The sequence below is a fragment of the Promicromonospora panici genome (genome assembly GCF_900608595.1).
Taxonomy (GTDB): domain Bacteria; phylum Actinomycetota; class Actinomycetes; order Actinomycetales; family Cellulomonadaceae; genus Promicromonospora; species Promicromonospora panici.
In genome coordinates, this window is sequence record NZ_UWYY01000001.1 from 183,487 (window position 1) to 195,276 (window position 11,790).

An 11,790-nucleotide genomic window follows, 5' to 3' on the forward strand; every position below is an offset into this window, starting at 1 on the left:
CCGTGCGATTGTGCCCGAAAGGGAGTGCGGGTTCGGGCACAATCGCTCAGCGCGATGGCGCGAACTACCCCGGCAAAAGGCGCGGGTTGGATAACGTTTTAGGCAGTGGACGCGTCGCGGTGGGATAACGGGGATCCGTCCTCATCCCGCGATGTCATGACCGCAAAGCCCGAGTCGGGGGCGGACGGCTCGCACGAGTGCTCGTCGTCGACGCGGAAGAGCTCCATCGCCCCGCACACCTCGAGCACGAACAGGTCCCGCTCATCGGCCCCGCGGATGACGGTGGCACCGCCGCGCTTGCGGCCGGCGTCGGCCAGCGAGATGAGGAACGCCGCGCCGGTGGAGTCCATGAACGTGACCCGGCACATGTCGATGACGAGCAGCTGCCGGCGCAGGCCGACGACGCGCGCCGCGATCTCCGGGAACTGGTCTCGTTCGGCGAGGTCGAGGTCGCCGGCGATCACGAGCGTCGTCGTCGTGGGAGACGTCGCGATCTCGATCATGTGTCGAGCGTAACGACAGTTGCTCGATCGCACCGGATGAAAGGCAGAATTCACCGTCTCCGCAGGCGCCAGGGGCAATCCGGTGCGCCCTGTTTGTTCATCCGTGCCCCCGAGGTGTCAGGATCTGGGCATGAGCACCCACGACAACCTGCTGCAGGGCCCGGCCCCTACCCTGCTCCCCGACGACTACCCCGCCGCACGTGAGCGCCTGACCAGCGGCGACGACCCGGTCGACGTCGTGGCGGCCGTCCCGGCGTCGTCCCTCGTCTGGGCAGTCCTCGCGGAGGGTGCGCTCACCGCGGACAGCGCGGCGGGGAACGTCGAGGCCTACGCCTACGCGCGCACCGGCTACCACCGCGGCCTGGACGCGCTGCGCCGAGCAGGCTGGCGCGGCCAGGGCCCGATCCCGGCGGACCACGCGCCGAACCAGGGCTTCCTGCGCGCGCTGCTCGCGCTCTCCCGGGCGGCGCACCGCATCGGCGAGGAGGACGAGGCGGAGCGCTGCGCGAAGTTCCTGGTGGACTCCGGCACGTCTGTGGACGAGGTCAGCGCGCTGGCCTCCACCACGAAGTAGACTCGGGCGCGGCCCGCGGGCGCCACGACGGCGCACTCGGCGGAGCAGTTCAAGCAATCCGAGAAGGTGGAGATCCATGCCAGGCGTCGTGCTCGTCGGGGCCCAGTGGGGCGATGAGGGCAAGGGAAAGGCGACGGACCTCCTAGGCTCCCGCGTCGATTACGTGGTCAAGTTCAACGGTGGGAACAACGCGGGGCACACCGTCGTCATCGACGACGAGAAGTACGCGCTGCACCTGCTGCCGTCCGGGATCCTGTCGCCGGGCGTCGTGCCGGTCATCGCCAACGGCGTGGTGGTCGACATCGAGGTCCTGTTCCAGGAGCTGGACGCGCTGATCGCGCGCGGAGTGGACGTGTCCCGCCTGCTCGTCTCGGGCAGCGCGCACATCATCGCCCCATACCACCGCACCATCGACAAGGTGACCGAGCGGTTCCTCGGCAAGCGCCGCATCGGCACCACGGGCCGGGGGATCGGCCCGTCGTACGCCGACAAGATCAACCGCGTCGGCATCCGCATGTGGGACCTGTTCGACGAGAAGATCCTGCGCGCCAAGATCGAGGGTTCACTCGACCAGAAGAACCACCTGCTGGTGAAGGTCTACAACCGGCGCGCCATCACGGTCGACGAGACGCTCGACGAGCTGCTCCAGTACGCCGACCGGCTGCGGCCCATGGTCACGGACACCGCCGTCGAGCTCGACAAGGCGCTCGACGCCGGCAAGACCGTCCTGTTCGAGGCCGGCCAGGCCACGATGCTCGACATCGACCACGGCACCTACCCGTTCGTGACGTCCTCCAGTGCGACGGCGGGCGGCGCGGTGACCGGGTCCGGCGTCGGGCCCACCCGGATCGACTCCGTGATCGGCGTCATCAAGGCGTACACCACGCGCGTCGGCGAGGGCCCCTTCCCCACGGAGCTGTTCGACGACAAGGGCGAGTTCCTCCGCAAGACCGGCGGCGAGTACGGCGTCACCACGGGCCGCGCCCGCCGCACCGGCTGGTACGACGCCGTGATCGCGCGCTACGCGACCCGCATCAACGGGCTCACCGACATCGTGCTCACGAAGCTCGACGTCCTGACCGGCATGGAAAAGGTACCGGTCTGCGTGGCGTACGACGTCGACGGCGTCCGCCATGACGAGATGCCCACCGACCAGACGGCGTTCCACCACGCGAAGCCGATCTACGAGGAGCTCGACGGCTGGTGGGAGGACATCTCCAAGGCCCGCGCCTTCGAGGACCTGCCGCCGAACGCCCAGGCCTACGTGAAGGCCCTTGAGGAGATGTCGGGCACCCGGATCTCCGCGATCGGGGTCGGCCCGAAGCGGGACGAGATCATCCCCGTCCACGACCTCATCCACGCGCGCTGAGAAAGAGCTCCACCACAGTGAAGATCCTCGTCATCGGGACCGGTGCCCGCGAGCACGCCATCCTCCACTCCCTCCACCGGGAGACGGCGTCGGGTATCGCCGCCCACGAGCTCCACGCCGCGCCGGGCAACCCCGGTATCGCGGCGCTGGCCACGCTGCACAAGGTCGACCCGCTCGACGGGACGGCGGTGGCGGCCCTCGCCGAGCAGATCGGCGCGGAGCTGGTGGTCGTCGGGCCCGAGGCGCCGCTGGTCGCGGGTGTGGCGGACTCGGTGCGAGCGTCGGGCATCCCGGTGTTCGGGCCGTCCGGCGAGGCGGCCCGGCTCGAGGGCTCCAAGTCGTTCGCCAAGGAGGTCATGGCCGCCGCCGGCGTGCCGACCGCGATGGCGCACGTGTGCACCGACGTCACCGAGCTCGCCGCCGCGCTGGACGCGTTCGGTGCCCCCTACGTGGTTAAGGACGACGGGCTCGCGGCGGGCAAGGGCGTCGTCGTCACCGACGACCGCGAGGCCGCGCTGGCCCACGGCGAGGCCTGCCTGGAGGGCGGGAACGGCCGCGTGGTGGTCGAGGAGTATCTGGACGGCCCCGAGGTCTCGCTGTTCTGTATGTGCGACGGCGCCACGGTGGTCCCCCTGGTCCCCGCACAGGACTTCAAGCGCGTCGGCGACGGCGACGCCGGCCCCAACACGGGCGGCATGGGCGCCTACACCCCGCTCGACTGGGCGCCGTCCGGCCTCGTGGACGAGGTGATGAGCCGCGTGGCCCAGCCGACGGTCGACGAGATGGCCCGCCGCGGGTCACCGTTCTCCGGCGTCCTGTACGTCGGCCTGGCGCTCACCGGCCGCGGCACCCGCGTGGTCGAGTTCAACGCGCGGTTCGGGGACCCGGAGACCCAGTCCGTGCTGGCCCGGCTCGTGACGCCGCTGTCGGAGGTCCTGCTCGCGGCGTCCCGCGGCAAGCTGGCCGAGCTGGAGCCCTTGCGCTGGCGCTCGGAGGCGTCGGTGACGGTGGTCGTCGCGTCCGAGGGGTACCCGGCGTCGGCCCGCTCGGGCGACCCGATCTCGGGCATCGAGGACGCCGAGGCGCTCCCCGGTGTCCACGTGCTGCACGCGGGCACGGGCGTCTCCGAGGCCGGCGAGCTGGTCAGCGCCGGCGGGCGTGTGCTCTCCGTCGTCGCGCTGGGTGCCGACCTGGCCGACGCCCGCCGCCGGGCCTACGAGGGCGTCGCGAGGATCGACCTCAAGGGCTCGCACCACCGCACCGACATCGCCCTGAAGGCAGAACGCGGCGAGGTCACGGTCCCGTAGCAGCCTGACCTCGGTTCAACAGGCTCCGGCAGAGCCATGGCCGCCCGGGTTACGGCTCTGCCAGAGCCTGCTGAACGTCAGTCAGCGCGAGACGCCTCGGCGTTCCCTTGCGGGCATGCCCGTGACGTCCATCAGGACGCCGATCATGCGCGCGCGGATGCCGGCGTCGTCGGTCACGGTGGTGGCGCGGCAGCGCACCCACATCTCGCGGCCGTCGGCGGCCAGCAGACGGTGCTCCAGGTCGAGCGGCTCGGTGGCGCCCGCGAGCTGCCGGGCGATGGCGATCTGCACGGCCCGGACGTCCTGCGGGTGCACGCGTCCGGTCCACTCCTCGATGCCGGTGCACGGGGCGTCGTCGGGCAGGCCGACCAGCGCCCGCCAGGTGCGCGAGTAGAAGACCTGCCCGGTGGCGATGTCCCAGTCCCAGGTGCCCTCCAGCGCCACGTCCTGGACCAGCGCGTTGCGTTCGACCTCGGTGCGCAGGTCGAGCACGAGCGCGCGCTCCCGGTCGGCAGCCTCCGCGAGCGCCGCCTGCTGACGTTGCAGCGACGTGAGGCGGGCCTCCCGGTCGAGGGCGACGGCGACCATGGCCGCCCAGTGGTCGAACTTGTCGCGCGAGCTGGTGGCGTGCGTGTCGACGCCGCCGCCGATCGCGAGCATGCCCCAGTCGCTCTGCCCGAACGTCACCGGCACCACGAACACGACGCCCTCGCCGGCCAGTGCGGGCGGAGGAAACTTCGCCACGGGCAGGTGGGTGCCCACCAGGGCCGTCGCCTGCCGGGAGAGGGCGGTGGTGCCGACGATCTCGAGGGTGCGCGCCCCGTCGGCCGGGCTGGGTAGGGCGGCCGCGCCGGGCACGGGGGTGCCCTCGGCGTCGCTCCACAGGGCGAGCGTGGCCGGCCCGCGGTGCCCACGCGGGAGCCAGGTGAGGGCGCGGATCGCCCGGCCGTCGGCGTGCAGCAGGTCGAGGTCGAGCTCGTACTGGTCGGTGATGGTGCGTTCGAGCCGGCCGGAGCGGGCCAGCAGAGTCTGGGTACACCCGGCGCTGAGGGCGACGAGCACGTCGGTGCCGGTCCGGGTGACCGCGCGGGCGCGGGCGGCCCGGCTCGGGGCCTTGGCGGTCCTCATGGATGCGGTCGCGGTCGCCGCCGCCGTTCCCGGGCCCGCGGCCGGCGACGACTGCTCGCCGCCCGTCGCCGTCAGCACCGCCGGCACCTGGTCCCGCCGCACCTGCTCCCGGAACTCGTCCTCGACCGACCGTAGCGCGGGGATGAGCTGTTCCAGCGCCTCGGGGTGGGGCCGCAGGGCACGGGTGCTCTCGGCGAGGCTGGTGAGCGTCGCCTGGCTGGGCGGCTGGCCGAGCGCGGCGGCGCTCCGGAACACCCGCTGCACGCCCCGCAGCCAGGAGTCGAGGTCGGCGCCGGGCCCGAGCCGGGCCTCCGCGCCGTCGAACGTCGCGCGGGCCACCTCGCCGAGCCGCCACCACGCCGTCGAGGCGTCCTGGGCGGGCGGTCCCTCGAGGAGGGCGCCCGCCCGGGCGTCGAGGCACCCGCACGACTCCCGGGTCACGAGCGTGGAGCGCGACAGGTGCTGTCCGGCGACACGTTCGCCCCGGATGCGGGCGAGGAGCAGCGATACGGCGAGCTCGCCGACCTGGTCGTGGTGCGGGTCGACCGACGCGAGCCGGGGTCGCACCCGGGCGCCGGCCTCGGAGTGGTCGAACCCGACGATCGCCTGGTCGCCAGGCAGGGAGAGGCCCTGGAGGCGCAGCGCGCGGGAGAACCCGATCGCGTTGCGGTCCGTCGCGGCGAACGTCGCCGTCGTCGGCAGCCCGGGGCCGCCGACGAGGGCCTGCGCCACGGTCGCGGCACTCGCCTCCTGGTTGTCCGCGGTGCGGTAGAGCCATTCGGACCGGGGCGTGATGCCGTGTGCGAGGAGCGTGGCGAGGTAGGCCTCGTGGCGTTCGACGATGTCGGCCTGCCGCAGGCTGCCGAGGAACCCGATCTCCCGGTGCCCGTGGGCGATGAGGTGCTCGACGGCGGCGCGGGTGCCGCCCGCGTTGTCCGGCGCGACCACCGGCGCGTGGATGCCGGCCGTACGCCCGCTGATCAGCACGATCGGCGTGCCGTCGGCCTCGATGCGGAGCAGTGTCGCCTCGTTCACCGCCGAGGTGATGACGATGACGCCGTCGAGCTGGCCGAGGCCCACGGACGCCGTGCCCGGTGGACGGTCCGGGAACTGGTCGCGTTCCAGGTCGGCGGGGTAGGTCTGCACCGCGACGACGCGGTGCCCGTCCGGGCGGACGGTGCGCGCGATACCGGCGAGCACCCGTCCGAAGTAGTAACCGCCGACCACCGGGGACAGCACCCCGATCACATACCTGCGCTTGCCAATAAGCATGCAAATACACCCGTCTTCGTTGACGCTGTGCAAAATTCACCCGAGGGTGCATGCTACGTGGTTATGGTCCCAACGCCGAGACCGAACGATCCCGAACTGTCCGATTGCTCGACACATTCACGGCGGCCGACGATTGTTGACGTTGCCAGGGCCGCCGGCGTCTCCACGGCGGTCGTCTCGTACACGCTGAACGGGCGCCGGGGCGTCTCGGCGACCACCCGCGAGCGGGTGCTCCGGGTGGCGGACGAGCTCGGCTGGAGGCCCGCCACGGCGGCCCGCTCGCTCCGCAGCGGGCCGGCGGCGGCCGCCCTGGTCGTGGTGCACGACCAGCCGTTCGGCACTCGCGCCGCGTTCCCGCTCGACCTCGTGACCGGCGCGCTGCAGACTCTCGGTCCCGACACGCTCACGCTTGCCGTGCACGTCGCCGGATCGCCGGCGCACGCAGCGCAGCTCATGGACAGGTGGTGGACGGAGCGCCGCTACGCGGCGTTCGTCGTCACGGGAGTCCGGGTCGACGACGCGCGCCTGGCCACCCTGCGCTCCCTCCCCGTGCCCGCTGTGGTGGTGGGTGTCGCCGTGGACCCCGCCCCCGCCACCTGGCAGCACGTGGTGCTCGACGACGGCGACGCCTTCGCCCAGGTGGGCGCCTTCCTCGCCGACCTCGGCCACCGGCGGATCGCGATGGTCGCCGGGTCGGAGCATCTCGTCGCGCCGGTCCGCAGGGCCGCGGCGCTGGAGTCGGGGCTGGTCCGGTACGGCATCGAGCTGCGCACCGTCGCGGGCGACGGCCCCGAGCGTGCGTCCGCGGCGCTGCTCCCGCTGCTCGCGGCCGCCGACCGCCCCACCGCGATAGTGACCGACGACGACGCGACCGCCGGCCTGGTGCTCGACGTCGCCCGGCGGCTCGGCCTCGGCGTGCCGTGGGACCTGTCGGTCGTCGCCGGCACCGACTCGCCCGCGTGCTACCTGACGACGCCGTCGCTCACCGCCGTCCCGTACCCCGTCGAGGAGCTCGGCCGCGCGACCGGCTGGGCCCTGCGGACCGCGCTCGGCGCGGCCGCGTCCCGGCGCGTGATGGGGGCGGAACCGGCGGAGGGCGAGACCCCGCCGTCGGGCATCGTGCCGGTGGGCCGGCTCGTGGTGCGCGGCTCGACGGCGCCTCCGGCCGGTAGTTAAACGTTTAGGACGGTTCTGTGCGGGCCAAACGGTAGGCAAAGTTGCGACATGCCACGGCGGAACGAGCCGCCGCGGTGCGTGTGTCGCTGCCCGGCCGGGCCGGGGCGATACGCGCTCGGTACGGCCAATGGAGGTCACCGTGTCATCAGCACCCCGCCGCACACGCGGCACGTCCCCACGCAGGTCCCGCAGCGTCGCGGCGGCAGCGGTGGGCGCTCTCCTCGCGGCTCCGGCGCTGGTCGCCTCGAGTGCGCCCGCGGTAGCACTCGAGGACAACCCCTTCGTCGGGGCCGGCCAGTACGTCAACCCGGACTGGTCGGCGCTGGTCGAGAACGCCGCCACGCAGGTGGGTGATGCCGGTCTCGCCGCCGACATGCGGGCCATCGCCGACGAACCGACGTCGGTCTGGATGGACCGGATCGCGGCGATCGAGGGCACCGAGCGGCAGCACGGCCTGGAATGGCACCTCGACCAGGCGGTGGCCCAGGCGGGCGGCTCGCCCCTGGTGTTCAACGTGGTCATCTACGACCTGCCGGGGCGCGACTGCCACGCCCTCGCCTCGAACGGCGAGCTTCCGGCCACCGCGGAAGGGATGCAGCGGTACAAGACCGAGTACATCGACCCGATCGCCGCCCTCCTGAACCAGCCGGAGTACGAGAACCTGCGGATCGTCGCCACCATCGAGCCGGACTCGCTACCCAACCTCGTGACCAACCAGTCCGACGCCGACTGCGTCGCCGCCGCGCCGTACTACCGCGAGGGCGTGCAGTACGCGCTCACCGAGCTGTACGAAGTGGGCAACGTGTACTCGTACATCGACGGGGCCCACTCGGGCTGGCTCGGCTGGCCGAACAACGCCACCGGCTCCGCCCAGGAGTTCGCCAACGTCATCGAGGGCAGCACCTACGGGTGGGACGCAGTGTCCGGCTTCGTGACCAACACGGCGAACACCACGCCGCTGGAGGAGCCGTTCCTGCCCAACCCCGACCTCCAGGTCGGCAGCGGACAGGTGAAGTCGGCGAGCTGGTACGAGTGGAACCCGGACTTCGACGAGATCGACTGGACGGCGCACCTCTACGACCTGATGGTCGCGCAGGGCGCGCCGTCGAGCATCGGCATGCTCATCGATACCTCCCGCAACGGCTGGGGCGGTCCGGACCGGCCTACGGCGGTCAGCACGTCCACCGACCTCAACACCTACGTGAACGAGTCCAAGGTGGACCGCCGCAACCACCGCGGTGCCTGGTGCAACCCGGAGGGCGCGGGTATCGGCCAGCGGCCGACCGTGACGCCGTCGGGCCACGCCGAGTCGCACCTCGACGCGTACGTCTGGGTGAAGCCCCCGGGTGAGTCGGACGGCTCGTCCGTGGAGATCCCGAACGACGAGGGCAAGCGCCTCGACCGCATGTGCGACCCGACATACCAGTCCAGCGAGCTGGGCGGGAACTACACGGGTGCGCTCGCGGGCGCACCGCTGTCGGGCCACTGGTTCCAGGCCCAGTTCGAGATGCTCGTCGCCAACGCCTACCCGGCGATCGGCTAGCAGCGGTAAGCCGGTCGGGCGCCGAACCGCAAGTTTGCCCGTCGCGCCGTCGTCGAACCGCAAGACACACGTCGATCGAGGCACTAGTCGACGTGTGGCTTGCGGTTCGACGTCTGTCTTGGCGAGGAACTTGCGGTTCGACGACGGGGTGGTGGCGACCAGCTTGCGGCTCGGCGGCCCCGGCTGCGCGGTCGTTCTGTCTTGCCGCGTGTCGCCGTCATCTCCGGGAAACTTGGGTGGCGTTAATATCGCCGCCTGTCGACAGGGGAGTGGTCGTGGCTGAACGCGTCACGTTCGAGAGCACGTCAGGGCCTCGGCTCGCAGGCATCATCGATCTGCCCGACGGCGAGGTGCGTGGCTGGGGTGTGTTCTCCCACGGGTTCACGCTCGGCAAGGACTCGCCCGCCGCGGCGCGGATCTGCAAGCAGCTCGCGAGCGAGGGCATCGGGATGCTCCGCTTCGACAACCTGGGCCTCGGCGACTCCGAGGGCGACTGGGGCGACGGCTCGTTCACGCACAAGGTCGCGGACACCGTGCGGGCCGCCGAGTTCATGGCCGACCAGGGCCGGCCGGTGCACCTGCTGGTCGGCCACTCGTTCGGCGGCGCCGCGGTGATCGCGGCCGCCGGGGACGTACCAGGCGTGCAGGCCGTCGCGACCATCGGCGCCCCCATCCAGCCCCGGCACGCGGAACACAACTACGACGCCGTCCTGGGCCGCGTCTTCGACGAGGGCCACGCCCAGTGGATGGTGGGCGGGCGCGCGCTGACGCTGAAGCGGCACTTCGTGGAGGACGTCCGGCGGGCCGAGCTGCGGTCGAAGATCCGCGAGCTGAGGTCACCGCTGCTGGTCATGCACTCGCCGACGGACAGCACGGTGGACATCTCGAACGCCGGGGAGATCTTCCGGGAGGCGCGGCACCCGCGCTCGTTCGTGTCCCTCGAGGGCGCCGACCACCTGCTCACCGCGCCGGGTCAGGCCAAGCGCGCAGCGCGCATCATCAGCGCGTGGGCGGACCAGTACCTGACGGTGTGACCGTCCCCGGCGGTCACACCCGCACCGCCGTCCGACGCCGCGTCAGCGTCTCCGGTGTCGAACGGTGCCCGCAGAACGCGAGCCCGTACAGGAACGTGACGACGACCGCGAGCAGCAGCACCTCCCCGCCGTCCTCCAGCGAGCTGAGGAGCACGTGCCAGACGCCGCGGTTCGTCGTGAAACCGTGCACGGCGTCGATCCCCACGCCGCACAGCACCAGGAGCGCGAGGAGCGCCGTCAGCACGCGGGACGCGGCCCGCCATTCGGGCGCCGCGTACCGGTAGGTGACGGCGATGGCCGTCAGCAGCACACCGCCGATGAACGCGAGCCACGCGATCTCGCCGACCGGCTGGCCGTACGGGTACGGGATGGTGACGTTCGCCGAAACCACCTTGGCCATGCGCTCGTGCAGCATGAAGTAGTCGTCGGCGAGCAGCACGGCGAAGACGGCGGACCAGCCCGCGAGCACCGCCTGCCGGTGCACGACGGCGAGGTACAGAGCGAGCCCGGACGCCCATGCCGCGAACACGTATCCGACCACCTCGGGGACGCTGCGCTCCATCGCGAACCGGAAGCCGGTCCACTCGGGGATCCCGAGGAAGGAGTGCGTCAGGAAGATCACGTTTAGACCGAGGGCCACGGCGACCAGCATGCCGAACAGGCCGGCGACGGGGCGACGATCCAGCCCGAGGGCGACGGCGGCTCGAGTGTTCACGTGAAGTTCTCCTCGGAGGGGTGGCGACGTTGACGAACCATACGTTGACGTGGCCGGATGAGGCCGTGAGGAGACGGGGATGAGAGTTCTCTCATCCCCAGTAGACTTTCCCCGGAATTCCCTCACTTCAAGGAGCCTTCGTGGGACGCGTCGTCGTCGAGGTCATGCCCAAGCCCGAGATCCTGGACCCCCAGGGCAAGGCTGTGGTCGGAGCGCTGCCGCGCCTCGGCTTCACCCAGTTCTCCGGTGTGCGTCAGGGCAAGCGGTTCGAGCTCGAGGTGGACGGTGAGGTGACGCCGGAGATCCTCGCCGCCGCGCAGGAAGCAGCGGCGACCCTGCTGTCCAACCCGGTGATCGAGGACGTCGTGTCGGTGACCGACGCTTCCGCAGAGGTGACCGCCTGATGTCGGCGACCGAGTCGCCGTCCGCCATGGCGGTCCCCGGGATCGCCGGCGCCCGGATCGGCGTCCTCACCTTCCCCGGCACGCTCGACGACCGGGACGCCGCCCGCGCCGTCCGCCTGGCCGGCGCCGAGGCCGTCTCCCTGTGGCACGCGGACGAGTCGCTGCAGGACGTCGACGCCGTGGTGCTGCCCGGCGGGTTCTCCTACGGCGACTACCTGCGCGCGGGCGCGATCAGCCGGTTCGCCCCGGCGATGACCGCCGTGGTCGACGCCGCCAAGGGCGGCATGCCGGTGCTCGGCATCTGCAACGGCTTCCAGGTCCTCACCGAGGCGCACCTGCTGCCCGGCTCGATGGTCAAGAACGACCACCTGCACTTCGTGTGCCGGGAGCAGTCGCTGATCGTCGAGAACGCGCGTACCGCGTGGACCAACGAGTTCCGTCGTGGCCAGCAGATCACGATCCCGCTGAAGAACCAGGACGGCCAGTTCGTCGCCGACGAGCGCACGCTCGACGAGCTCGAGGGCGAGGGCCGCGTGGTCTTCCGCTACGACGGCTGGAACCCGAACGGGTCGCGTCGCGACATCGCGGGCATCACCAACGACCGCGGCAACGTGGTGGGCCTCATGCCGCACCCGGAACACGCGGTCGAGCCCGGCTTCGGCCCGGCGGCCGCCGAGGGCCCGCGCGCCGGCGTCGACGGGCTGACGTTCTTCACGTCCGTGCTGTCCTCGCTGGTCCACGCGTGACCGGGTCGCTCCGGGCAGG

At 71.8% G+C, this 11,790-nt stretch carries 11 protein-coding genes; 8 read left to right on the top strand and 3 right to left on the bottom strand.

The window, feature by feature from the left end; genetic code table 11:
- Positions 1-98: 98 nt before the first annotated feature.
- Positions 99-503 carry an STAS domain-containing protein gene (locus EW117_RS00815; RefSeq protein ID WP_129782817.1) on the bottom strand — a complete coding sequence of 135 codons (405 nt, stop codon included), beginning with the start codon at positions 501-503 and terminating at the stop codon, positions 99-101.
- Positions 504-633: 130 nt separating this feature from the next.
- On the opposite strand from EW117_RS00815, the gene EW117_RS00820 reads away from it, so the two are divergent.
- From EW117_RS00820 to purD, 3 genes are all read left to right on the top strand, one after another.
- Entirely contained in the window at positions 634-1,077 is a 444-nt protein-coding gene (locus EW117_RS00820; protein WP_129782818.1) for a DUF3151 domain-containing protein, read from the top strand.
- A gap of 76 nt (positions 1,078-1,153) precedes the next feature.
- Positions 1,154-2,446 (top strand): adenylosuccinate synthase, encoded by a 1,293-nt coding sequence (locus EW117_RS00825; protein WP_129782819.1) that lies wholly within the window; start codon positions 1,154-1,156, stop codon positions 2,444-2,446.
- Positions 2,447-2,463: 17 nt separating this feature from the next.
- Positions 2,464-3,753 (top strand): phosphoribosylamine--glycine ligase, encoded by a 1,290-nt coding sequence (gene purD / locus EW117_RS00830; protein ID WP_129782820.1) that lies wholly within the window; start codon positions 2,464-2,466, stop codon positions 3,751-3,753.
- A gap of 81 nt (positions 3,754-3,834) precedes the next feature.
- On the opposite strand, the gene EW117_RS00835 is transcribed toward purD, so the two are convergent.
- On the bottom strand, positions 3,835-6,153 hold the full coding sequence (locus tag EW117_RS00835) for a substrate-binding domain-containing protein (RefSeq protein WP_129782821.1): 2,319 nt from the start codon (positions 6,151-6,153) through the stop codon (positions 3,835-3,837).
- Positions 6,154-6,216: 63 nt separating this feature from the next.
- Here EW117_RS00835 and EW117_RS00840 point away from each other — a divergent pair, with 63 nt between their 5' ends.
- From EW117_RS00840 to EW117_RS00850, 3 genes are all read left to right on the top strand, one after another.
- The gene (locus tag EW117_RS00840) at positions 6,217-7,329 is read left to right on the top strand and encodes a LacI family DNA-binding transcriptional regulator (protein ID WP_129783077.1); all 1,113 of its coding nucleotides are present in this window, start codon (positions 6,217-6,219) and stop codon (positions 7,327-7,329) included.
- Between the two features lie 139 nt (positions 7,330-7,468).
- Positions 7,469-8,872, top strand: a complete 1,404-nt coding sequence (locus EW117_RS00845) for a glycoside hydrolase family 6 protein (protein WP_242503997.1) — start codon at positions 7,469-7,471, stop codon at positions 8,870-8,872.
- 275 nt (positions 8,873-9,147) lie between these two features.
- Positions 9,148-9,906: an alpha/beta hydrolase family protein gene (locus EW117_RS00850; RefSeq protein WP_129782823.1), complete on the top strand. Its 759-nt coding sequence runs from the start codon at positions 9,148-9,150 to the stop codon at positions 9,904-9,906.
- 13 nt (positions 9,907-9,919) lie between these two features.
- On the opposite strand, the gene EW117_RS00855 is transcribed toward EW117_RS00850, so the two are convergent.
- Positions 9,920-10,621, bottom strand: a complete 702-nt coding sequence (locus EW117_RS00855) for a hypothetical protein (RefSeq protein WP_129782824.1) — start codon at positions 10,619-10,621, stop codon at positions 9,920-9,922.
- Positions 10,622-10,761: 140 nt separating this feature from the next.
- Here EW117_RS00855 and purS point away from each other — a divergent pair, with 140 nt between their 5' ends.
- Both purS and purQ read left to right on the top strand, forming a co-directional pair.
- Positions 10,762-11,025, top strand: coding sequence for a phosphoribosylformylglycinamidine synthase subunit PurS (purS, locus tag EW117_RS00860; RefSeq protein WP_129782825.1), 264 nt, complete (start codon positions 10,762-10,764; stop codon positions 11,023-11,025).
- A complete protein-coding gene (purQ, locus tag EW117_RS00865; RefSeq protein ID WP_242503998.1) occupies positions 11,025-11,771 on the top strand; it encodes a phosphoribosylformylglycinamidine synthase subunit PurQ in 747 nt (248 codons plus the stop codon). Before purS ends, purQ begins: the two co-directional genes overlap by 1 nt.
- Positions 11,772-11,790 lie beyond the last annotated feature (19 nt).